At 64.7% G+C, this 23,832-nt stretch carries 20 protein-coding genes; 13 read left to right on the top strand and 7 right to left on the bottom strand.

Going from position 1 to position 23,832, the window contains the following annotated elements:
* Positions 1-107: 107 nt before the first annotated feature.
* Together IEY60_RS13055 and IEY60_RS13050 are read left to right on the top strand one after the other, a co-directional pair.
* The gene (locus IEY60_RS13055) at positions 108-251 is read left to right on the top strand and encodes a hypothetical protein (RefSeq protein WP_189027700.1); all 144 of its coding nucleotides are present in this window, start codon (positions 108-110) and stop codon (positions 249-251) included.
* Positions 248-1,012 (top strand): gamma-glutamyl-gamma-aminobutyrate hydrolase family protein, encoded by a 765-nt coding sequence (locus IEY60_RS13050; RefSeq protein WP_229739787.1) that lies wholly within the window; start codon positions 248-250, stop codon positions 1,010-1,012. Before IEY60_RS13055 ends, IEY60_RS13050 begins: the two co-directional genes overlap by 4 nt.
* Before the next feature lie 63 nt (positions 1,013-1,075).
* Here IEY60_RS13050 and IEY60_RS13045 read toward each other — a convergent pair whose 3' ends face one another.
* The gene (locus tag IEY60_RS13045; RefSeq protein WP_189027698.1) at positions 1,076-1,756 is read right to left on the bottom strand and encodes a TetR/AcrR family transcriptional regulator; all 681 of its coding nucleotides are present in this window, start codon (positions 1,754-1,756) and stop codon (positions 1,076-1,078) included.
* Between the two features lie 550 nt (positions 1,757-2,306).
* On the opposite strand from IEY60_RS13045, the gene ald reads away from it, so the two are divergent.
* Together ald and IEY60_RS13035 are read left to right on the top strand one after the other, a co-directional pair.
* Positions 2,307-3,407 carry an alanine dehydrogenase gene (gene ald / locus IEY60_RS13040; protein WP_189027696.1) on the top strand — a complete coding sequence of 367 codons (1,101 nt, stop codon included), beginning with the start codon at positions 2,307-2,309 and terminating at the stop codon, positions 3,405-3,407.
* Between the two features lie 638 nt (positions 3,408-4,045).
* Positions 4,046-5,269: an IS110 family RNA-guided transposase gene (locus IEY60_RS13035; RefSeq protein ID WP_189027694.1), complete on the top strand. Its 1,224-nt coding sequence runs from the start codon at positions 4,046-4,048 to the stop codon at positions 5,267-5,269.
* A gap of 133 nt (positions 5,270-5,402) precedes the next feature.
* Here the strand turns inward: IEY60_RS13035 and IEY60_RS13030 are convergent, their stop codons facing one another.
* From IEY60_RS13030 to IEY60_RS13010, 5 genes are all read right to left on the bottom strand, one after another.
* Positions 5,403-5,660 carry a hypothetical protein gene (locus IEY60_RS13030; RefSeq protein ID WP_189027692.1) on the bottom strand — a complete coding sequence of 86 codons (258 nt, stop codon included), beginning with the start codon at positions 5,658-5,660 and terminating at the stop codon, positions 5,403-5,405.
* 52 nt (positions 5,661-5,712) lie between these two features.
* Positions 5,713-6,219 carry an alpha/beta fold hydrolase gene (locus tag IEY60_RS13025; protein WP_189027690.1) on the bottom strand — a complete coding sequence of 169 codons (507 nt, stop codon included), beginning with the start codon at positions 6,217-6,219 and terminating at the stop codon, positions 5,713-5,715.
* Between the two features lie 145 nt (positions 6,220-6,364).
* The gene (locus IEY60_RS13020) at positions 6,365-7,165 is read right to left on the bottom strand and encodes an alpha/beta fold hydrolase (protein ID WP_189027688.1); all 801 of its coding nucleotides are present in this window, start codon (positions 7,163-7,165) and stop codon (positions 6,365-6,367) included.
* 48 nt (positions 7,166-7,213) lie between these two features.
* Positions 7,214-7,909, bottom strand: coding sequence for an alpha/beta fold hydrolase (locus tag IEY60_RS13015; RefSeq protein WP_189027686.1), 696 nt, complete (start codon positions 7,907-7,909; stop codon positions 7,214-7,216).
* A gap of 31 nt (positions 7,910-7,940) precedes the next feature.
* Positions 7,941-8,765, bottom strand: a complete 825-nt coding sequence (locus IEY60_RS13010) for an alpha/beta fold hydrolase (protein WP_189027684.1) — start codon at positions 8,763-8,765, stop codon at positions 7,941-7,943.
* 162 nt (positions 8,766-8,927) lie between these two features.
* Here IEY60_RS13010 and IEY60_RS13005 point away from each other — a divergent pair, with 162 nt between their 5' ends.
* From IEY60_RS13005 to IEY60_RS12975, 7 genes are all read left to right on the top strand, one after another.
* Entirely contained in the window at positions 8,928-11,666 is a 2,739-nt protein-coding gene (locus IEY60_RS13005; RefSeq protein WP_189027682.1) for an AAA family ATPase, read from the top strand.
* A gap of 103 nt (positions 11,667-11,769) precedes the next feature.
* Positions 11,770-14,508: a helix-turn-helix transcriptional regulator gene (locus IEY60_RS13000; protein ID WP_189027680.1), complete on the top strand. Its 2,739-nt coding sequence runs from the start codon at positions 11,770-11,772 to the stop codon at positions 14,506-14,508.
* A 1,816-nt stretch (positions 14,509-16,324) separates the two neighbouring features.
* A complete protein-coding gene (locus tag IEY60_RS12995) occupies positions 16,325-16,672 on the top strand; it encodes a histone-like nucleoid-structuring protein Lsr2 (protein WP_189027678.1) in 348 nt (115 codons plus the stop codon).
* Positions 16,673-17,226: 554 nt separating this feature from the next.
* Positions 17,227-17,931 (top strand): hypothetical protein, encoded by a 705-nt coding sequence (locus IEY60_RS12990; RefSeq protein ID WP_189027676.1) that lies wholly within the window; start codon positions 17,227-17,229, stop codon positions 17,929-17,931.
* Complete coding sequence (locus IEY60_RS12985; protein WP_189027674.1) at positions 17,879-18,277, top strand: hypothetical protein; 399 nt, start codon at positions 17,879-17,881, stop codon at positions 18,275-18,277. The genes IEY60_RS12990 and IEY60_RS12985 overlap by 53 nt, the downstream gene beginning before the upstream one ends.
* A gap of 1,041 nt (positions 18,278-19,318) precedes the next feature.
* Complete coding sequence (locus tag IEY60_RS12980; RefSeq protein WP_229739786.1) at positions 19,319-20,842, top strand: recombinase family protein; 1,524 nt, start codon at positions 19,319-19,321, stop codon at positions 20,840-20,842.
* 332 nt (positions 20,843-21,174) lie between these two features.
* Positions 21,175-21,354 (top strand): hypothetical protein, encoded by a 180-nt coding sequence (locus tag IEY60_RS12975; RefSeq protein WP_189027672.1) that lies wholly within the window; start codon positions 21,175-21,177, stop codon positions 21,352-21,354.
* A 91-nt stretch (positions 21,355-21,445) separates the two neighbouring features.
* Here the strand turns inward: IEY60_RS12975 and IEY60_RS12970 are convergent, their stop codons facing one another.
* Positions 21,446-22,624: a hypothetical protein gene (locus IEY60_RS12970; RefSeq protein WP_189027670.1), complete on the bottom strand. Its 1,179-nt coding sequence runs from the start codon at positions 22,622-22,624 to the stop codon at positions 21,446-21,448.
* A gap of 123 nt (positions 22,625-22,747) precedes the next feature.
* Here IEY60_RS12970 and IEY60_RS12965 point away from each other — a divergent pair, with 123 nt between their 5' ends.
* Together IEY60_RS12965 and IEY60_RS12960 are read left to right on the top strand one after the other, a co-directional pair.
* Positions 22,748-23,050 (top strand): hypothetical protein, encoded by a 303-nt coding sequence (locus IEY60_RS12965; protein ID WP_189027668.1) that lies wholly within the window; start codon positions 22,748-22,750, stop codon positions 23,048-23,050.
* Between the two features lie 285 nt (positions 23,051-23,335).
* On the top strand, positions 23,336-23,827 hold the full coding sequence (locus tag IEY60_RS12960; RefSeq protein WP_189027666.1) for a hypothetical protein: 492 nt from the start codon (positions 23,336-23,338) through the stop codon (positions 23,825-23,827).
* The last annotated feature ends 5 nt before the right edge of the window (positions 23,828-23,832 follow it).

Genomic DNA, 23,832 nt, shown 5'->3' with positions numbered 1-23,832 from the left:
GTCATCCGTTTAAGACGGATGACTAAAATAAGCGCATCCGCTACGAGATCAGGCTCGGTCGGCGTGACCTGGCCGGCACCCGATCTCGAGAATCGAAAGGACCGAAAATGACGGGAACCATCGAGCCAACGGCGCCGAGCACCGGCGCGGCCTACGGCCACGGGGAGTGGATACCGTTCCACTCCGTCGGCGGCGTGTCGTTCGCCGAACTCCCGACGTGGGAGTCCCTGCGCTACTTCGAACTCCCGTGAGCACTGCGGTGGTGGGGCGCAAACCCCTGATCGGCTTGACCGGACGACGGTTCCGGCTGGACCTGATCAGAGGCAGCTATCCCGGGTACGGACAGCGCCTCACCGACAGCTTCATGACCGATTTCGCGAGCCGGATCGTGGCCGCCGGTGGTGTGCCGGTGATGCTGCCCTACGACGCCGACCCGGGAGAGCTGTGCGAGTGGCTGTCCGGGGTGGTGATCACCGGTGGCCAGGACGTGCATCCCGCCCGCTGGGGCGGTGACGAATCGGTCGTCGGCGACATCGATTCACTGTCGGATCCGAGCGTGCACGATCCGGCCCGCGACGCGTTCGAGATCGCGTTGACCCGGGCCGCGCTGACAGCGAAGATTCCGCTGCTCGGCGTCTGCCGGGGCATGCAGGTGCTCAACGTGACGCTCGGCGGCACCCTGATCCCCCATCTGCCCGAAGGGGCGGTGCGACACCTCCTGTCGGTGGGACCACTCTCGGACGGCGATCCCGACCATGTGGTCACCTTCGCCCCGGGGACGATCGCAAACAAGGTGTTCGGAGAACACCTGGTGACCAACTCCTGGCACCACCAGGCGGTCGACGACTGCGGGGCCGGACTCGTCGTCACCGGCCGCACCGCCGACGGTGTCGCCGAAACCGTGGAGCTGCCGGGGGCCGCCGTCCTCGGGGTCCAATGGCATCCCGAGTGGATGACAAGCGACGACGGCGCCCTGCGCTGGCTCGTCGAAGCAGCATCCGAGCTGCTCTGATCTGACACCTGTGGCCGCGACCCTGCTGGGGTTGCGGCCACAGGTGTCAGATCAGCGATGATGTCAGCGCACGCTCACCCAGGACACCAGCGATTTCATCGTCGGCTTCGGCGTCGGCGATGCGGCAGAGGCCACAGCCCCGGCCGCTGCGCCGAAGTGGCGCGACATCCACGCATCGAGCGCGTCCACAGTGAGCTCGATCTGCGCCGCCGCGGCATCGTCGTCGGTGAATACCAGCCAGTTGATCGCAATTCCGTCCGACAGCGCGGACACGACGTAGGCCAGCTGATCGATCGTGTCCTGATCGATCCGCCGTCCCGCGGCAGTCGCGTTCGCCCCAAGGATCGTCCGAATGGTCCCGAGCGCCTTGTTGTAAACGATCTCGGCATGATCACCATCCCGACGCTGCGCCCAGCTGATCAGCTCGAGGGCCGCCACGCAGAAGTCCGGATTCGCCCGATACCACATCAGTACGCCACGCAGCAGCCCCCGCGCGGTGGTTTCCACATCGCCGTGGACATCGCTGCGCGTCAGCACATCTCGGTATTGATCCGCGACGTACTCGAAGACCGCCGCGAACAGTGCCTCCTTGGTGGCGAAACAGTAGTGCAGCGTGGCGAGCGGCGCGTTCGCTTCGTCCGCGATCCGGCGCGTTGTGGCGCCGTCCACCCCGTGGGCGGCAATCACACGCACGGCAGCCGCCACCAGGCCGGCGCGGCGTTCGGCGGCGGGGATACGGGCCATGCGATCCTCCTGTAAACCAGATCTGATCGATTGATCCAGTCAACGCAACTCTAACAGGCCACCAGGCCGAATTGCTTGAGTCATACACCTCGATCGAATGACCTATTTCGGCCCTGTCGGAGATCCCATCCAGCCACTCGGCCGGATCTTCGGCGTGCCGATTCTGTAGCAACAGCACGACCCAGGCCACGATGTAGACAGCAGCTAGTACGCCCCCAACGAGTAGCCAGCCACGCGGCCGGTCTACCCACAATGCGACCATACCGACCACCACCAAACCCACCTCGATACATCGGCCGGCGATCACCCTCGGACTGGGCACAGTGAGCCTCCTTCACCATCCGGGTGGTCGACAACCGCGGCAAGGCCCAGACCCACGCACCGCAGAAGGCGACAGTTTGTCGGCTCTTGCCTTGAAATGCGGTCACATTGCCCGCCTGCAGACGCTGGATCTTCCTTCAATGTTGCTGAGAACGACCGACCGCCGGGCGCTGCACTTCTGTGCCGCGGACCGATGGCGGTTGCCCCACCACACACAGGAGCTACAACGATGAAGGTCGGCATCCCTCGCGAGGTCAAGAACCACGAATACCGAGTTGCGATCACCCCGGCAGGTGTCCACGAGCTGGCCACCCGAGGACATCGCGTGCTGATCGAATCAGGAGCGGGACTCGGATCGGCGTTCGACGACAACGACTTCAAGGCCGCCGGCGCCGAAATAGTGGACACCGCCGATCAGGTCTGGGAGATGTCGGACCTACTACTGAAGGTGAAAGAGCCTATTGCAGAGGAATACTCGCGACTACGTGAAGATCAGGTGCTCTTCACCTACCTGCATTTGGCGGCCTCCCAGGAATGCACCGACGCACTGCTCGCGTCGAAAACGACATCCATCGCCTACGAAACGGTCACCGCACGCGACGGTTCATTGCCGCTTCTGGCGCCGATGAGCGAGGTCGCCGGACGGCTCGCGCCGCAGGCCGGTGCATATCATTTGATGAAACCTACTGGAGGCCGCGGTGTCCTGATGGGCGGCGTTCCGGGCGTGCGGCCGGCAAAGGTGGTCATCATCGGCGCCGGCGTTTCGGGAAGCAACGCCACCGCCATCGCTGTCGGTATGCAGGCAGAGGTCACCGTGCTCGACTTGTCGCTCCCCCGGTTGCGTGAACTCGACACGCTCTACCGTGGGCAGGTCAAGACGATCGCATCGAACCGCCTGGAACTCGAGCAAGCCGTTCTCGGAGCAGATCTCGTGATCGGTGCCGTTCTGGTGCCGGGCGCACGAGCTCCCAAACTGGTCTCGAATGAGCTTGTGTCGCAAATGAAGCGGGGATCGGTACTCGTTGATATCGCGATCGATCAGGGCGGCTGCTTCGAGGATTCCCGCCCGACCACACACGCGGAGCCGACATATCAAGTGCACAACTCGGTGCTCTACTGCGTCGCCAACATGCCCGGTGCCGTGCCCCGCACCTCGACCTACGCGCTGACCAACGCGACATTGCCCTACGTCATCGCTCTCGCGGACAAGGGCTGGCGCCGCGCCACCGCCGAGGATGCCGGTCTCAAAGCCGGGCTGAGCACCCACCAAGGCACACTGCTCTCCGCCGAAGTCGGCGCAGCACATCGATACGACGTCACCGAAATCTGACATCGGCCCAACCGATCCGATCAGCCGAGGTCGGCGCGGATGTGGGCAGGGTGAGATCGGTTCGACCGACACCGGTCCCCAAGGCTCGATCGTGCCCGTCAGGCCCGGTTCAAGGCCGGGCCTGACCTGCTATTTCTGTGGAGCAAAGGGGACTCGAACCCCTGACCCCACCCACTCAGCAGTCCGGGCCGCTCACGCTAGCCACCGGGCCGACCTACAAGGGATAGTCGGCTTCGATCATCAGCTGACCGACTGAAAACCGCAGGTCACCCGCGTTCCCATCTACTTAGCGGGTAACGATTCACTGCCTGGCGACTCCCAGTTCCCATCCGGCCCCAAGGCCTCATCGAAGGCCGCGAGGGCTGGGCAGCCCACTCAGGGGCTGAGCAGCAACCGATTCCACTGCTGCTCAACCACTATCGGGCGTTTCATAGATCGTGGTCCAAGCCCGCCCGCACGACCGAACACCTCGGCGTTTCCGAGCTCACAGCTCTCAGCGAGACAGGTGCCGTGCAGGTTGCGCTGGGAGCGCGAACAACTCATCGGAGGCCAGCCCCATAGAGGCTCGTAAGTAGAGCGTCGCGCGTTCCTGCCTGGGTCTTGCGACCTGCGGAAACAAGCGAAGAATTGGAGGATGGATGAACCGCTACTGCGGGATCGACTGGGCCGAAGGCCATCACGACATCGCCATCGTCGACCAAGACGGCACGCTCGTGTCGAAGAAGCGGATCACCGACGATCCGGCCGGTTTCGCCACCCTTACCCAGCTGCTTACCGAGGCCGGCGACACCGCGGAGAACCCGATTCCTGTCGCGATCGAAACCCCGCGCGGGTTGATGGTCACCGCGATCCGCGCCACGGGCCGACCGGTCTACGCGATCAACCCGATGGCTGTGGCACGCTATCGCGAGCGGCACTCGGTCGCGAGAGCGAAATCTGATCACGCCGACGCGATGACGTTGGCCAACATTTTGCGGGTCGATGCCCGCATGCACCGGCAAATCCCGGCCGACAGCGAACTGGCCCAAGCCATCGCGGTCCTGGCCCGCGCCCAGCAAGACGCAGTATGGCGGCGGACCAAAGCCATCAACGAGCTACGGTCGCTGCTGCGCGAATACCACCCGATGTCCCTCGCCACGTTCGCTGACAATTCCGCGACCAGCCTAGCCAAGCCAGAGGTCCGCGCGGTCCTGGCCATCGCGTCGACCCCGGCCGCGGCGATGAAGCTGACCGCGACCCGCGTCTGCACCGCGCTGCGCAGAGCTGGACGTCAACGAGGGATCATCGAACTCGCCGCCGACATCGTCGAGCGGCTGCGCCACCCCGGGCTGCGCCAACCCGAGCTGGTCGAGAAGGCCATGGGCCGGCAATGTCTCGCCCTGCTAGCGACCTTGAATGCGGCCTGCTCTGGTGCCGACGACCTCGAACAGGCCGCTGCGGAGGAGTTCCGGCACCATCCCGACTATTCGATCATCACCAGTTTCCCCGACCTGGCCGATCTCACCGGAGCCCGAGTGCTGGCCGAGATCGGCGACGACCGCACCCGCTTCGCCGATGCCCGCGCGTTGAAGGCCTACGCCGGAACAGCACCGGTCACTCGCGCGTCCGGTCGCACCATCTCGATCACCTTCCGCAGGATCAAGATCGACCGCCTCGCCGCCGTGGGCTGGGTCCGGGGATTCAGCGCCCTCAGCCACCCCGGCCCCGCACGCGAGCACTACCTACACCCCGCCGCATCCCGGCACTTGGTCAACAAGATGCTCGGACAGCTCCACTACTGCCTGCAGAACCGAGAACCCTTCGACTCGATCAAAGCCTTCGGCCAAGCCCCCGCCCACACCCCAGAACCCGCTGCAGCTTGACAGTTAGGAACATCGGAGGTCTTCGATGTGCCCCGCCGATAGCACAAGCCTGCGACGAACGGTGCCGAACTTCCTCGTCTACCTTGTCAACGCTGTGGCGAAGATCCTCGCGTGTTAGCCATCCCGCCACTCATCAGCATGGGTTCAATCGTTGCTCTATCGCCCGGATGGCTTCTACAGCAGAGTTCCCAATTGTGACGTCTCCGATGTAAGACTTAAGCACCGTCGCAGTCTTGGCTGTTCCGATGGTGCCCAGATCTTCGATGAGTCGTCTCGGGCATTCGTGTGCCGGGTGTCTGAGGGTCGCAATCAGGCGGTTCTTGTTGTAAACAGCCCATTCGATGAGTTGTCGCATCTGGTCCGGCCAGAGGGTGAGCAGGCGTTCGTACATGGTGGGTTGTCCTGTGTGTATTCGGACATGCGCGCGGACTTGATGTGTGTGACTACGTCGGCCGCGGCCGGTGCAGGTCGAGGATGGTCCTGCCCATCTCGAGGTCGAAGTGCCCATGAGCCCTGTGCGTTTCCGGCAGTCCGAGCGAACGTAGTTTCGCCACAACGGTTTTAGGCGCGACAACGGCCTGGCGGACGAACTCCTCGCCCGCACCGACTGTCTGCCAGGTCTTGGCGAGCTCATGCCAGCGGTGGTCGGGATGCAGGACACTCGCACCGTCTGCCACCCAGCTTCGTACCGTGACAGTGGGATCGGCGACCACGCGATAGGTCAGCATCGCCCCGATGTCGTGGCCGACAAGATCGACCGGACCCGGAGTACGTCGCAATTCATCGATCAGCCACTGCGTGTACTCGTCGATGCCGGCGCCGAAGGTCTCCGGGCGATCGGACCCGAATCCGGGCAACCGTAACGCGACACTGTCGGTCGCGAGATGGTCTCGCACCCCGTCCCAGATATCGGCGGTCTCGGGGGCGCCGTGCACGAATACGACGGTCATGTGAGTTCCTCTCGGCGGAAAGTCCTGTGTGGCACGAGTGTCGGTGGCGGCACAGCTCACCTGCCAGGCCGAAAACTGCTCACTTCCCGAAAAGGCCACTGTGCCGCGTGGAGCGATCCACGCGGCACTGCCGGTTCGGCGGATGTCAGCCGACCGCGGTCGCGGCCTCGACGATGACCTTCGCGACGGGGCCGGGCTGGGAGACGGTGAGAGCGTGCGAGGCGCCCTTGATCTCCACCGTGGCGCGGGAACCGGCGCGTTCGGCCATGAACCGGTGCGCGGCGACCGGGATGTTGTAGTCGGCGTCGGGGAAGACGAACCACGACGGCACGGTCTTCCAGTTCGGTGCGCCGGACTTGCCGTTGAGGGCACGGTCGTTGAGCGGGCGCTGGGTGGCGGCATCGATGGCGGCTTTGGTGTTGGGGACGTCGGCAGCGAACTGCTGGTGGAACTTGGCGGGCTGGATGTAGAGGTCGGTGCTGCCGTCGGACAGCGCCACCTTGCTGAGGGTGTCTCCGAGCGTGCTGCCAGGGAATTTGCCCGAAAGCTCGCCGATGGTCTCACCCTCTTCGGGAGCGAAGGCGGCAACGTAGACCAGCCCCTTGACCTTCGGATCCTGGACCTGGGAGATGACCTGCCCGCCGTAGGAATGCCCGACCAGAACGACCGGCCCATCGATCGAGGCCACCACGCTGCGGACGGAGTCGGCGTCGCCGGCGACACTGCGCAGTGGGTTACCCGCGGCGATGCTGGTCAGGCCCTGCTCGTTGAGCTTGTCGATCACCCCGTTCCAGCTGCTGGATTCGGCGAAGGCGCCGTGGACGAGGACGATGGTCGGCTTGGTGGCGGAGGGCGCGGGCTGGGCGGTGGCGCAACCCGCGCTGGCGATGGTTGCGGTGAGGCCGAGAGCGACGGCGGCGAGCTTGACGGCGGAGTTGATACGCATGACAGTTCCTCGAGACAGTGGTGTTGTGGGAGTAGATGTTCGGCAGTGTCAGCCGACGACGGCTTCGATCGCGGTGAGGATGACCTCGGCGGGCTGAGATGCGGGCAGCGCGTGCGAGGCACCGACAATCTCGATCGTGGCGCGCGCACCCGCCCGTTCGGCCATGAACCGGTGCGCGGCGACCGGGATGTTGTAATCGGCGTCCGGGAAGACGAACCACGACGGCACGGTCTTCCAGCTCGGTGCGCCGGACTTGCCGTTGAGTGCACGGTCGCTGAGCGGGCGCTGGGTGGCGGCGTCGATCGCGGCTTGGGCGGCGGAGATGTCGGCGGCGAACTGCTGGTGGAACTTGGCGGGCTGGATGTAGAAGTCGGTACTGCCGTCGCACAGCACCACCTGGTTCAACGTTTCGCCGAGGGTGCCGCCGGGGAACTTCCCGGACAGTTCGCCGATGGTCTCGCCCTCCTCGGGGGCGAAGGCGGCGACGTAGACGAGGGCGGCGATCTTGGGGTCGTGGACCTGGGAGATGACCTGGCCGCCGTAGGAATGTCCGACGAGGACGACCGGACCGTCCACGGAATCGACGATGCCGCGGACGATGTCGGCGTCGGTGTCGACATCACGCAGCGGGTTGGCGGCGGCGATGACGGTGGCGTCGACGGTGCGCAGCCGGCTGATGACGCCGCTCCAGCTGGCCGACTCGGCGAAGGCGCCGTGGACGAGGATGACGGTGGGTGTGCTCATGATGGGCTCCTCAAAGGTGTGCTGCGGGTGATCAGTGCGCGAGGAAGGCGAGGAGGTCGGCTTCGAACGCGGTGCGGAATTCGCCGTAGAGGCCGTGCGGTGCGCCGGGATACACCCGCAGCGTCGCGTTCTTGATCAGCTCGGCCGACTTCATCGCCGAGTCGTGCAGTGGGACGATCTGGTCGTCGTCACCGTGGGCGACCAGTACCGGCACGTCGATCCCGAGCAGGTCCGCGGTGAAATCGGTCTCGGAGAACTGGGCGATGCATTCGTAGGCGGCGCGCACCCCGACCTGCATGCCGAGTCGCCAGAACGCACGGCGCGCACCTTCGGAGACGGTCGCGTCGGGCCGGTTGAAACCGTAGAACGCCTCGCTCAGATCCCAGTAGAACTGCGAGCGGTCGGCGGCGACACCGGCACGGATCCCGTCGAAGACCTCCATCGCAGTACCGTCGGGATTGGTGTCGGACTTGACCATCACCGGGGGCACCGCACCGAGCAGCACCGCCTTGGCGACCCGGGCGCTGCCGTGGCGACCCAGGTAGCGAGCGACTTCGCCGCCGCCGGTGGAGTGGCCGACCAGCACCGCGTCGTGCAGGTCCAGGTGCTCGATCAGCTCGCCCAGGTCATCGGCATAGCGGTCCATGGTGTTGCCGTCCCAGGTCTGGCTCGATCGACCGTGACCGCGACGGTCATGGGCGATGGCGCGGTAGCCCTGCTCGGCGACCAGGCGGGCTTGCTCGTCCCAAGCGTCGGCGCTGAGCGGCCAGCCGTGACTGAAGACCACCGGCTGGCCGGTGCCCCAGTCCTTGAAGAAGATCTCGGCGCCGTCGGTGGTGGTGAAGGTGTTTGTCATGCCGATGAAATTACGACCGAACCCATCCCCTGCGAATCAGTCGAACGACTGCATCGATGACTGAGTCATGGTGGCCGCCGATGACTCAGTCACTGCCCGATTACTGCACCTACCTGCGTCGTCGCGTTGTGAAACCGTCGGGTCTCTGTCAGGATCGGGCAGGTGAATGGTGAGATTTCGCAGTCAGCGTTGATCGGTCGGGAACGGTATCTGTCCACGCTGCGAGACCTCCTGGATCGTGCCGTCGCCGGAAACGGATCGGCGATCGTCCTGCGCGGGCAAGCCGGTATCGGAAAGTCGGCTCTGCTGAACGTGATTCGGGAGGCGGCTACCAACCAGCACCTGACCGTCGTCTCCGCCGTCGGTGTCGAGAACGAAGCAGGCTTGCCTTTCGCGGGCCTGCATCAACTCCTGCGTCCCCTTCATGCGGAGATGGCCAAGCTGCCCGTTTCTCATCAACGCTCGCTGCGCGCGGCGTTCGGGCAGGAAGACGGATCGCCCGACCTCTACGCGGTGGCGTTGGCCGCATTGCAGCTCGTCGGTGAAGCCGCCGCAGTCCGGCCGACGATTGTGATCCTCGACGATCTGCAGTGGCTCGACAGCTGCAGCGCCGATGTGCTCAGTTTCCTCGCCCGCCGCATCGGCAGTGACGCAGTGCTCGTACTGGGCGCCGCCCGCGCCGGATCCGAGGATTCCGCGCGACGAGCGGGGCTGCCGGAAATCACGGTCGAACCGCTGGACGAGCACGCTGCCGCCGCGCTACTCGAGGCGCAACCGCCCCTGTTGTCGAGAACCGTGCGGCAACGGCTGCTCGGCCAGGCCGCGGGAAATCCGTTGGCGCTCATCGAGTTACCACGCGCAATGCGACAGTCGACGGATCGGGTGGTCGAGGATTTCCCGTTGACCGCCCGGCTCGAAGCCGCCTTCGCCGCGCGTTCGGCCGAGCTCAGCGAGCCGGCACGAACCTTGCTCGTCGTCCTCGCCGCCGATGTGACCTGTGACGCGGGCAGGCTGCTCCGGGCGGCCACCGAACTCGCAGGCACACCGGTCGGTACCGCGCACCTGCAAGAAGCCATCGATGTCGGCCTGGTCGAGATGGCGGGCCCGCTGCTGCGTTTCCGGCATCCGCTGATGCGTTCGGCGACCTATGTCCGGGCGTCACTGACCTTGCGGCTCGGCGCGCATTCGATACTGGCCGAGGTGCTCGCCGGCTTCCCCGACAAACAACTGTGGCATCGTGCCGCGGCCACGCTCGGTACCGACGACGCCATCGCCGCGCAACTCGAGGACTATGCGCAGCGGTCGCGCGCCTGCGGCGCCATCATGGCCGCGGTCGCCGCTCTGGACCGTGCGGCGGAACTGTCCGAGCGTCCCGACCGCACCACCGCCCTGCTGCTGCACGCCGCGGAACTGGCGAGCGAGACCGGTGCGCGCCGCGAGGCCGTAGACCTGTTGGACCGGGCCGACCTCAGCGTTCTCGGCCCGATCGAACGGGCGCGCTTGGCCGTCGTCGAGGAAGTCGTCGCGTTTCAGCGCTACGGCGACTCCGACCGTCGCATCCGGGAGCTGGTCGATATCGCGGCCGACGTGCACGTGGCAGGAAATACCGACCTGGCAGCGGGAATATTGTGGTGTGCCGCCGCCCGATGCTCGTCCCAGGACGCCGGCGACGTCGCACGCAAAGACATTGCCGCTCAACTGGATGCTCTCGGTCTGCCCGCACACGACGCCCGCGTTCTCGCGGTCGGCGCGCTCAGCCTGCCGTGGGAGCGCGGTCACGGAATCCTCGCGCAACTCGAACAGCTCGACCCCGATCGCACCGACGTAGCCACCCTGCGTTTGCTCGGCTACGCCGCGCTATTCCTCGGCGATTTCCGACGGGGCACAGCGTATATCGACGACGCCGCCGCGATCAGCCGCAGCGAGGGGCGGCTCGGCCTGCTCTCCGGCATTCTCGGCGCCGGAAACTGGACTCGCATCTGGCTCGGCGACTGGGACACCGTCCGCGCCGAATCCGAGGAGGCTCGGACATTCGCCGAGGAAAACGGCCAGGAGTTCTATGCCGCGACCGGACGCGCCAATCTGGCGATGATCGCCGCGTTGCGTGGCGAATCCGACCTGGCAACCGATCATCTGCGCGCGATCGACGCCAGCCCGCTGGCCGCCGGAATGCGCTGCATCCAGATCGCCGCGCAACAGACCCGCGGCGTGCTCCTGCTCCTGGACGGACGCGCCGACGACGCGTTCGCGGCCCTGACCCGTGTCTACGATCCGACCGACCCGGTAAGCCACCCCATGCAATGCTGGTGGGTCGCCCCCGAACTCGCCGACGCCGCCGTAGCCTCCGAAAACATCGATGTCGCAAGGGAACTGCTCGCCGACCTACCGATACTTTCGAAGCGGGTACCTACTTCGATGCTGCTCGCCGTCGACGAATACAGCCGCGCCGTACTCGCCGACGACGACCACGCTGACGCTGCCTACACCGCCGCGCTCAACGGCAGCGCAGGCGCGTGGCCGCTCTACCGCGCCCGACTGCAACTCCATCACGGCCGCCGCCTACGCCGCCTACGCCGCACCTCGCAAGCCCGCGAACCACTCCGCGAAGCCCGCGACACCTTCGACGCACTCGGAGCCGACCCCTGGGCGCAGGCCGCTCGCAACGAACTGCGCGCCGCAGGAGAATCCAGCACCCGCCGCTGCGCCACCGCCCGCGACCAACTCACCGCCCAGGAATTGCAGATCGCCACCCTGGCGGCGGAGGGGCTCACCAACCGCCAGATCGCCGAAAGGCTCTATCTGTCCCACCGCACCGTCGGCTCGCACCTCTACCGCATCTACCCCCGTCTCGGAGTTACCCGCCGAGCCGAGCTCGCCGGAGCCATCTCGGGGATCAGCTGAGACCGGCCTGCCGGTGCTCCGGGCACCGCTCCACCGTCCCGATTACCGCACCTACCTGCGTCGTCGCGTTGTGGAACCAGTGGTTCACTGTCAGGATCGGGCGGTGAGTGGTGTGATGTCGCAGTCTTCGTTGATCGGTCGAGACCGGTACCTGTCCATGCTGCGCGACCTGCTCGATCGCGCGGTGGCCGGCAACGGATCGGCGATGGTCCTGCGTGGGCAAGCCGGTATCGGAAAGTCGGCGCTGCTGGGCAGTATTCGGCAGCTGGCAGCAGACCAGGGCCTGACCGTGGTTTCCGCGATCGGTGTCGAGAACGAAGCGGGCTTGCCCTTTGCCGCCCTGCACCAACTGCTGCGCCCCCTCGAGTCCGAAGTGGCCAAGCTTCCGGTGTCGCATCAACACACCTTGCGTGCGGCGTTCGGGCAGGAAGACGGATCGCCGGATCTCTACGCGGTGGCATTGGCCGCGCTGCAGCTCATCGGTGAAGCCGCCGCGGTTCGGCCGACGGTTGTGATCCTCGACGATCTGCAGTGGCTCGACAGCGGCAGCGCCGATGTGCTCAGTTTCGTCGCGCGCCGGATCGGCAGTGATGCGGTCCTTGTGTTGGGCGCCACCCGAACCGGATCCGAGGATTCCGCGCGACGAGCCGGGCTGCCCGACATCATGGTCGAGCCGCTCGACGAACAAGCCGCCGCCGTGCTATTGAAAGCGCAGGCGCCCACGCTGTCAGGCAACATGCGACAGCGACTACTCAGCCAGGCCGCAGGAAATCCCTTGGCGCTCACCGAGTTACCACGCGCAATGCGACAGTCGACGGATCGGGTGGTCGAGGATTTCCCGTTGACCGCCCGGCTCGAAGCCGCCTTCGCCGCGCGTTCGGCCGAGCTCAGCGAGCCGGCACGAACCATGCTCGTCGTCCTCGCCGCCGATGTCACCTGCGACGCGGGCAGGCTCCTGCGGGCGGCCACCGAACTCGCAGGCACACCGGTCGGTACCGCGCACCTGCAAGAAGCCATCGACGTCGGCCTGGTCGAGATGGCGGGTTCGGTCCTGCGTTTCCGGCATCCGCTGATGCGTTCGGCGACCTACGTCCGGGCACCACTGGCGCAACGTCTCGGCGCGCACACGATCCTGGCCGAGGTGCTCGCCGGCTTCCCCGACAAACAACTCTGGCATCGCGCCGCCGCCACACTCGGCGCCGACGACGCCATCGCCGCGCAACTCGAACACTATGCACAGCGATCGCGCACCTGCGGCGCCATCATGGCCGCGGTCGCCGCTCTGCACCGCGCGGCGGAACTGTCCGAGCGACCCGACCGCACCACCGCCCTGCTCCTGCACGCCGCAGAACTGGCCAGCGAGACCGGCGCGCGCCGCGAGGCCCAAGACTTGCTCGCTCGGGCAGACCTCAGCACGTTGGGGCCGACCGAACGCGCGCGCCTGGCAGGCGTGGAGGAAGTTGTCGCGTTCCAGCACTACGACGACCACGAGCGTCGCATCAGAGAGCTCGTCGACATCGCGGCCGACGTGCACGCGGCGGGCAATACCGACCTGGCGGCGGAGGTACTGTGGCGCGCCGCCTCACGCTGCTTCTTCCAGGACGCCTGCGACGAATCACGCAAAGCCATTGCCGCCCAACTAGATACCCTCGACCTGCCCGCACACGACCCCCGCGTACTGGCCATCGGCGCCTACAGCATGCCGTGGGAACGCGGCAGCGACGTTCTCGATCAAATCGCGCGACTCGACCCCGACCGCACCGACGCCGACGCCATGCGTTTCCTCGGCTACGCCGCGCTCTTCCTCGGCGATTTTCGGCGCGGCTCGGCCTACATCGACAACGCCGCCGGAATCGGCCGCAGTCAGGGAAGGCTCGGACTGCTCTCCGGCATTCTCGGTGCCGGGAACTGGAGCCGCATCTGGCTCGGCGAATGGGACAAGGTCCGCGCCGAAACCGAGGAGTCCCGCGCGTTCGCCGAAGAGACCGGCGAGGAGTTCTATCTCGTTGCCGGGCGTACGAATCTGGCCATGATCGCCGCGTTGCGTGGCGAATCCGAACTAGCGGCCGATCATCTGCGCGCGATCGGCGCCAGCCCGCTGGCCACCGGGATGCGGTGCATCCAAGTCGCCGCCCAGCAGACCCGCGGCATGCTCCTGCTCCTGGACGGACGAGCCGAGGACGCGTTCGCGGCCCTGACCCGTGTCTACGATCCGACCGACCCGGTAAGCCACCCCATGCGACGCTGGTGGATCGCCCCCGAACTCGCTGACGCCGCCGTTGCCTGCGAAAACACCGATTCCGCAAGGCAGTTGTTAGCCGATCTGCCGGACCTGGCGAAGCGGCTACCCGCCCCGATGCTGCTCGTCGTCGACCAATACAGCCGCGCGGTACTCGCCGACGACGCCGACTCCGACTCCGCCTACACCGCCGCGCTCAACGGCCATGTCGGCGCGTGGCCGCTCTACCGCGCACGTCTGCAACTCCATCACGGACGACGCTTGCGCCGCCTACGCCGCACCTCGGAAGCCCGCGAACCACTGCGCGCGGCCCGCGACACCTTCGACGCCCTGGGAGCCGACCCCTGGGCGCAGGCAGCCCGCAACGAACTGCGCGCCGCGGGTGAAACCAGCACCCGCCGCTCCCCCACAGCCCGCGACCAACTCACCTCCCAGGAACTCCAGATCGCTACCCTCGCCGCCGACGGCCTCACCAACCGTCAGATCGCGGAAAAGCTCTACCTCTCGCACCGCACTGTCGGTTCCCACCTCTACCGCATTTACCCCCGCCTCGGCATCACCAGCCGGGTCGAGCTCGCCGGAGCAATCTCAGCGATCAGCTGATCCGAGGGCAAGCAAGCACTCCAATTCCCTGTCACGCCGACTATGAGACCGGGAACCTATCCGAACCGGCAGACCGTGGTCGTCAGATCGGATAGGAATCCGCTACGACCAGCCGTTTTCCAGTTGCCCATGTTTTGTGTGTCCTGCCGAGGAATCGAACCTGCGACATCGCGCCAGGACTGCCATTCGCAAGACCTACTGGCCCACTCTTGTGCCTGAAGTTCGGACGTCGGGCGAGACCTGGATTCCGTCATCCAGATCGAGCGCTACCGGCCCGCACAGCGCGTGTTTCTACGATTTGCAGACGAGATCGAATAGGCACTCACGGGAATGTACGGGTGGCTTCAGTCCTACCAGATAGGCATCTACCTGCGGAAACTGGGAAATCATAGGAAGAGTCAGGCAACCTTGGGAACCTGCGGAAACGCCGTGCCGACTTCATGACCTGTCAAGCCTTGTCGCACTCAGGGACGCACGGAACCCTATCCACTCCCCCGTTAGCGGCCGATTAGGAGTACTTACCGGCTGCCAGGCCCCGATACCCGGACCTTGACCGACTCGCAGACGGCCGATGATCGAGCCTCGCCCAACAGGCAAAACGCCGAACGCCCCTCGCTCACAATGAGTTCGTAGCTATCCCTGGGGTGCCGGCCGTGAGCGCGTCGGCAGGTAAAGGTCCGGATTCGCTTCCAACAGCTTCAGCCATCGGCTGTCCATTCCTGGCAGCTCACCGGCGTCCTGCAGCTCATCGAGCAGGTCACGCCCGTCCAAACCAGCTGCCACGGTCAACGGCTATTTCAGGTACAGCCTCGACCCCACCGCATGGTCGGTCACACAGCCTAAGCTCGACTGGGGCGCACTCGGTGCTCCGGCAGCACTCGATCTTCTCCCCCGCCTCGAAACCGACACCGTTCTCGACAATCGGGCGGGCAGGCGGATCATCATCGAGACCAAGTTCACCAATGCCCTGAGCGTGAACCGATTCGGCGCTTTGAAGCTTCGGCCCGGATACATGTACCAGCTCTACGCCTATGTTATGTCGCAGTCCAGATCGAGGCAATCAGTCAGCGAGACAACCGAAGCCGGTTCCGGGCGCTCTCCGTCGACCTCGCCGCTGCCCCCTCGGAGATCCGCGCCCAATGGCAACGATGCCTGAGTTGACAATGACGTTGCACCTCAGGCGATCCCGTTGCAACATCCCGTTGAGTTCACACCAACGTTCCGAGCCAACCTCACCAAACTCGTCCACGATGCCTGGCTGCCTGGTCACCGGCATCATCGTGTTCACCGTCATGACCGTCTGGGAACGTGGCCGCGACATCGTCACCACCATGCGAGCGGCTCGAAAGACCGCTACGGCAGTTCGTCGACGACCTGATCGAAGCGTAGTTAGTCGGTGTAACAGCCGAAATCTCAAGGCCATCCTGCAACGGCAACCTCGATGTTGGCCTACAACAACGGCAACCACCCGGGACGGCAGCACGCGGGAACGTCGACCTCGACAAGACCTGGGATTGCGTACAGGGCCCGAGCCGATGGCGGCGCAATAAAGCGCAAAGCCGCGACACCGCCGATTCGCAAATCCTTCTCTGCTGCTGAATGCCCGAAATCACGCTGAGCCCCAAGAAGCACAGCTCCGGACAGCCATTCCCGAACATCGCTCCCCACCTGAACTTCGACCCGCTCACCCTGCCATACGTAGATCGCCGGAACCGCGGTCTACGCGAAAAGTCCGGGCGTGAGATAGTTGTCCATGCTGCCTCCCAAACCCGGGCGGCAGTGTCGGCCAATTCATCGACCAGACAGGAACACCCGCATGGCACGCAAAGTGGTAGTTGACATCGTCGACGACATCGACGGCACCACCCCCGCTAGCGAGACGGTCACCTTCGGTGTCGATGGCGCCCTCTACGAAATCGACCTCTCCGACAGCAACGCCGCCAAGCTCCGCGACAGCTTTGAGCAATGGGTTCCGCACGCCCGCAAAATCGGTCGCACCGCCAAGTCCACCAGTCGGACCACTCCTGCACCGGCCAAGCCGACGCGGAACAGCAGTGATCTCACCGCGATCCGCACCTGGGCCGCGGAGAACGGCCACAAAGTCTCCGCGCGCGGCCGCATCGCCGCCGAGATCGTCGATGCATACAACAAGGCCGTCGCCTAACCATCCAACGGGCCAATGCACTCGCCGCCTCCGCCGTCCGCCCTGTCGGACACCGAACGACGGCATCGAGGGTTGGACAGCGAGGATTCGCTGACCGCCGGGCTTTGAGCCCGGCATGGTCGGTGTCACTTCGGTAATTCGGAATCCGCGTACGTGAGCGCATAGCTGCAGCGACGCCACCTGCTGCCCCGTGCTGCCGGGCCCACACGAACGTCGGGGCCCAGATCGCCGCATCGAGGGCCCCTGCACTGCAACCCAACTCGCTGGAGGCTTGCGTGATCAGGGCGTTGATCGCATGGTCGTCACCGCAGTGGGTGGACGCCGGCGTCGCGAACGAACCGCGCGACATGCATGTCGACAGCGACGTGTCCGGTCGAGCTGGTCAAGATCGCGCGTGGCGATCGTCGGGTCGGGCTGTCCATTCCGTCGCTCGCCTCTGTCCGTTACGCCACCGCAATTCCCGAGCTGCGTCGAAACTTCTCGCAATCCGGCTACAGAACTGGGGGCGCGTCAGCGCCAGCGCCGTGACGTGAATTACTGGCAAGATCAATGCTATGCGCTCTACCGTGCCCACCCTCGTGTTGCTGATGGCGGCTGTTCTGCTGACCGGATGTGGCTATTTCGATCGAGGACGCGACCAGGCCGAGCATGACAGCTGGTCACGCAAGATCGAGACGGCCATCCGGGCCCTTCCTGGGGTGACCAACGCGTCACACCGCTTCGAGCACTACAAGGGCAGACACTTCACCGCCGAACTCGACGTGCAGCTCCGCGACGACACCACACCGGCCGAGGCCGCGTCTGTGGTGAGTGCCATGGGCGCTCAACAGCTTCCGCGCCGTTTCCATGGCGACCCGATAACGGTCACCATCGACCGGATGGCGGACTCCTATTCCGCGTACTGGCTTTTCGGCCGTGACGTGAACACGGAAGCGAACGCCGCAAACAACTGGGCTCGACTATGGGCCGCCGGCACCGAAGTGCACTGGGACTCGAGCGGCGGCGACGCGGACCGCATCACCAACACCATCGACGTCCGGGCGGGCTCCGAGAGCGAACCTCACCGCGCCACCGCGGCGATGCGCCGAATCATCCGGGACTTCCCCGAACTGGCATCCAACCAGTGGATCGTATCCACCGTTCATGAGCGGGAGCGCGGGTTCACCAATCACTCGGAACGGAGCCCCGGGTCGTATCCATGGCACCATGATCGCGTCACCCCCCCACCAAGAGCCCACCCCTCGCTTCCCGTCCAATGACGAACTCGACCTGTGGCAGTGGTTCCTGACCGATCAACCCATCCCGTTCTTCGCTCAAGTGTCGGTCTACGACCCGCCTTTTGAAGGCCGCACACTGGGCGTCACCGTATTCCCTCCCGTAGGTACGGAATTCAGCGCCGCACAGACCACGCAACTCGCCGATCTGCATCTCCCCTACCTGGCAGGCTCCGGCACGACGGTCGGCTACACGATCCACACACCCAACGGCCCCGGCTACTCCTACGGCCGCCCCTTGTTCGAGGTCGTGGTCGGCGGCTGCCAGACACCCGGGCACAACGTCTTACCGGAGTCGCAGCCCTACGTACGTCAATACGAACACTGCTGATCCGCTTCCCACAACCACCGTGTCGAGATGATCGGTAGCGCCGGCGTCGAAGGCCGGCACAAGACATCGCGGCGAGATCATCCGGCCTGATCTCGCATTACTGCGCTGATATTGGCCTTCTAACGCCGTACGGCGGTGAATAGTGCGGGACTGAGCCAACTATTCGGAACTCGGCATGAGAGTGCATTCGGAGGCCACGCCGAGGCAGCTGATTTCGCCGATCCCGGCCGATCTGAACAGCGCTATGTGAACGGCCCCGCGAGCCGGCGGTCCGAGCCGGGGTCGACGCCAGGCTATTGCAACGTGGGTGCTGGGAGATCGACCATTCGGGCCTGGGCGCGGATCTTTCGCATCTGGATGAGCTTCTGGTTCGCCGCGTCGAGACTGATCCGGGGGCCGTCGACTCCGCCGAGCCAGCCGCGTTCGGTGGCTTCGCGCAGTCTGTCGTTGAGGTGGACGACGATGGCCAGCAGTCGCGGTTCCTGGGCTGGGTCCGGCCTCAGCGTTGGCCATAGGGTGCAGGCATGCTCATGGCGGCAAAGGCTGCCATACGGGCGCGCGCAGCTGCCGAGTGGGCCATCTGACGGCCCGGCCCACGGTCTACTCCGAGCCAGTCGCGACGAATGCAGACTAGGTAGCTCCGGAGCAGCCCTGAAATGCCGAGCCATAGGTGCCCCATGGACTCTTCCCCGATTCTCGGCCTCCCCGCCCTCGAAATCCCGGCGGCTGATTCGCCGATCCCAGACCCGCACCGCAGGATTCGGTCGTGTAGCAGCGCCACCGCCTACACCGGCGCCGAACGCCCCGACGAGAGCCAGTAGCCGCAAACAAGCCAAGAAGGCCGCTGCGACCACGGTATGGCGAGATGTCGCGTAAGCGAGACGCCAGAGTGCCGGAGGCGGACGACCGATGTCATGTCAAGACGGTGTGCCCCAGCGAGCCGCCCGCACTCACCCTGCCAGCGGCCCGTGCGCTTCTGCGCCTGCTACTCCATGCCGCGCGCGGTTCCGAATCGAAAGACGATGACGACGAGGAGCTCTGATGACCACCGACGTCAACGAGTGGGCCGTCCTCGACGACCTGTTCGGACTCGAAACCACCGACCTCGATCCCGTCAGCGAGGAAGAACTGGCCTTCTACGGCCGCTGCAGCACCGAGGACAACCAGGACCCCGAGACCTCCTACCAATGGCAACTCGGCAACGCCGAGAAGTTCGTCAACGGACGAATCGTCACCAGCTACTTCGACATCGGGCAATCACGCTCGGTGCCCTGGCATCGCCGCACTGAAGCCGCCAAACTCCTCGACGACCTGCGCAACCCTGACCGCGGCTGGACCGGCATCGTCGTCGGCGAAGGCACCCGTTGCTGGTTCGGCAATCAGTTCAGTCTGGTCGCACCCCGCATCCACGCCTACAACGTCTCCATCTGGGTCCCCGAACTCGGCAATCGGTACGACCCCCAGAACGTCACCCACACCATGATGATGAACATGCTCGGCTGGCTCAGCGAGTCCGAACGCCAGCATGTTCAGCAACGCACCCGCGCCAGCATGAACGCGCAAGTCCTCAACGAAGGTCGCCACCAAGGCGGGCGCCCGCCGTACGGATACCTCGTCGTCGACGGTCCGCCACACCCCAATCCGAACCGGGCCGCGGACAATCTCAAACTCCGCATCCTGTCCATCGATGCCGCCACCGCCCCTGTCGTGCAACGGATCTTTCGCCTCTACCTCGAGGGACGAAGCGATCGAGCCATCGCGACCGAACTCAACCGCGAGAACATCCCCTGCCCGTCCGCGCAGCGCCCTGAACAGAATCGGCATCGTTCCGGTGACGGCTGGCAGGCCACCACGGTGGGGGCCATCCTGCAGAACCCCCGCTACACCGGCTACGCCGTCTTCGGGCGCTGGACCAAGACTGAACAGCTGCTCGACCCTGACGACGTCGCCGCCGGCAACATCGTCAAGTTCAAACGCTCACCCGCACAACGCATCGTCCGCTCCCGCAAACCTGCACACCCCGCGATCATCTCGGTCGAAACCTTCACTCAAGCCACGCTCGAGCGAAAGAAGCGCGCCGGGGCCGGCAACCGTGCCCGCAGCCGCCTCGACCGCACCAGGCCGATCAACTCCGGCAACATCTACCAGTTCCGAGGTCGGGTCTACTGCGACATCTGCAACCGCAAGATGCAGGGCGAAATGCTGCGCAAGGCGGTCTACTACCGGTGCCGAGCCCGCACACTCCCGCCCGGTAGCCCCGTCCGGGAAATCCACCCTCCAACGGTGAACCTCCGCGAAGCCGACATCACCGCACCCGTCGACGAGTGGCTGTCCACCCTGTTTTCATCCCGACCACCTCGACCGCACGATCGACGCACTCCTCGCGGCACAGGACGACATCGACAGCGACACACGCCGGGCCTCCCTACGCCTGCGCATCGAGCACGCGTCCACGCGGATCGAACGCCATCTCGCGGCGATCGAAGCGGGAATCGACCCGCAGGCAGTGGTCGACGCGATGAACGCCGCCCCAAGCCGACAAAGCCTCCGCACAGGTCGAGCTGAACTACCTGCCCACACGAGAACAGTTCAGTGAGACCGAGCTCCGCAAGGTCATCGAATCGCACGGCGATGTCCGCCTGATCCTGGCTGGAGGTGCGCCGGAGTACAAGAAGGACCTCTATAACGCAATCGAGCTCCAAGTGCGCTATGCGCACTTGGAGCATCGAACGATCATTGCGTCATCCCCTGCTGGGGATAGCACTGGTGTCCGGAGGGGGACTGAGCCTCTACGCACACCAGCTCTCGCAACGAACATCGTTCATGATCAGCTGATGCAAAAGTCGCACATTGCTGCTCGTGGAGCGTAGCTCATTGGTCATCCAACTGAGTTCAGAGTGCTCACACTTGCCGTGATCGACATCTCGATAAAGAACTTTCGCGACATCGACGAATTGCGTGCCCCACCGGAGATATTCCTCATCAAATGCAAGAACTGGAGCCACCCTGCCGACTCCGCCACCGTGAGCACCTTCGCCACCAAGATCCGTCAACGCGGCTGCGCCCTGGGGTCCTAGTCGCAGCGAACGGTGTCAGCGGCAACCCCACGACAAGACCGCGGCATTCCAATCCGCAGCATTCGCGCTGACGGAAGGAACCCGAATCCTCCTAGCTAAGCAGTGTGCCGCGATGTTTCCAGGCCAGCTGCAGACACGCCTTGGTTCCGAGGCGAGTGTTGGCGCTGTTGAGGTAATTGTCGACTTGATTGCAGTCAAACTGGCTGCCCGTGATGACAGTGCCCTCGAAGTTCCCGACGATACCTCCACCAAAGATGCGATCAAAGGAGCCATGTCGAAAGACTGCCACAGTGAGCAGTTCCGGCTTCCAGGTCAGGGGATCTAGGCCGAGGCCGAGCGCATAGTATTTCAACTCGCCGGCTGACACCGCTGCGCCGAGCTCGCGATATGGCGGTTCATTATCGTAGTCGAGAAATTTTCCACCGGAGCCTTGCGCATCAATGTCCCCGAGTAGTTCTTCGGCGAATTCTCTTTCGATGTTGCGCCGCAACGAGAAGTCGCGCTCGATTGCAGCGAGGCTGATGTCGGACGGGGCGAATTCTCCTGCAGGCACGACATGAAAGAGGCCGGGAGCGACGACAACGCTGGCGGCACGCTTGTGGATGAGAAACCTAGCTACTCCGCCGGTTTCATATATCGTGAGCGTTAGGATGCCGAGAGATGCAGTCCGCGATTCGAATTCGAACGGATCACCATCCTTTCGAAGCGATCGAGAACTAACCGAACAGCTGCGCTTGTAGCCGAAAATCTCACCGGTGTCAAGATAGTCAAAATAGTTGCCAATTTCGAAGTCTATCTGCGTGACGGTATTCGTGAACTCGGCTTTGATCGGACGATAGATGATACCGTTTGTGAAGTGGCTCATTCCGGCTAGCTCAGTGACTGCCTGGCTGTAGCTGATCCCTCCAGACAAGTCCAACCCGTACAGCAGTTCGCGCTTGCTCAGCGCCTGGCGAGGACGCTGCTCCGAGTTGAGACAGATGTGGACATCGTCCAACGGCACTGGCTGGTCGAAGATCCATCCCGCGCGAGTCAGCAACGGGACTCCTGATGCCCGCCACGATGGCGGACTGATATCGAGCACCTTGATATTTAGCGAGGTCTGATGGTCGCGTAGGGTACGAGACCGTTGCTTGAACGTTGCGACGTTGGTAGCCACCACGGCAGGTCGACTCGAACGCCGACTCGGCGTGATCACGACGACGGCCGCGACCATGGCGACCAACGTTGCGCCCAGACCTGCAATTGTGACGAGTGCTCCCGTGTCCATGAGATCCCCTTCGCACCGACCGTCGTGTGCCTCATCTTGCCACCATGGTTGCCACAGAGTCTGCCGAACCACCATCACTGCCGTCTCGTACGCAGTCGAGGGATCCGGCTCAAATTGACTGGTATGCAACGACTTCGCCATGCCCCCGAAGCTGCCGAAGCTCCGGCAGCGACCATTCCGATCACATCGACGGGTCGACGCGTACCTGATGTGACCGGCTTCCAAAGAGCCCTACCTTCGGTCATCGACAACCTCACCCGCGCGCTAGCGTGCGCCTACCACCTGATGATCACCCTCGATCCCAGCGACGAGCGGGTACACACCGCCTGGTACCGGCTGGCCGAGCTGGCAGATGGCGACACTGACCTGAGCGCCAAGGTGAACTGCAATGCGCGTCGCCTGCCCGTTCTCGGAGACCGCTGTTGAACATCGACAGTCGCCGAACCCGGCGTCGCCACCGAACGCGCTCACGGCATCCACAGTCCGATTCAGCCCGGCGGGCGTGGCGACCTGTGCTGTCCGCCCCTTGGTGTCCAGATGATGAATCACACCAATACATGCCAGTTGGTTTGTGTTGGGTATCATGCCTTTTGGCCACCATGCGCCTGCCTACTTCGCGAAGGCGAGGTGGTAACGGGCTGGGTGCGATCAGCATTCGACAATCGGCTTCGAAGCCGGGACAAGCGCCCGCAATGGACCGAAACTGAAGGGGTGTCTGATACCACCGACAATGTTCAGGCCATCACCGCCGTCTCCGGCGTCCTGATCAGCGCCGCGAGCCTGCTTGTCTCGGTTCTGATGTTGCGGGACAACAGGTTAGACCGGCAAGGCGGTGCCAACCGTGGCTCGTTCTCCACCGGCTATCAGGCGCCGGTCTGGCCTCCGGTGTACCCAACGCCGAGTTATCCACGCTATCCACCGCAGCAACTTTCGAGTGAACCAGTCCCGTGGTGGATGCAGGACGATTGGCGCGGGCTAGCAGCAAATTTCGCGCTCGGGTTCGGGTACTGGATGATCCTCGCGATCATCTTCGGCGATGCTCCGGGGCCACGGATCCTCTGCTCCGCAGTGACCCTCGCGGTCGGCACGGCCATCTGGATTGCGCATCGTCTCCGGAAACCCAGCGAACCCTCGCTGGTGTTGAGGTGGCTGGCAGCAGTGTTGATCGGCGCCGCGCTCGGCGCATTCCCCTGGCTGGGATAGTCGCC

This window comes from Nocardia rhizosphaerihabitans (assembly GCF_014646295.1).
Lineage (GTDB): Bacteria > Actinomycetota > Actinomycetes > Mycobacteriales > Mycobacteriaceae > Nocardia > Nocardia rhizosphaerihabitans.
Note: the sequence above shows the minus strand (reverse complement) of the source record. Positions and strands in the feature narration are given on the sequence as shown.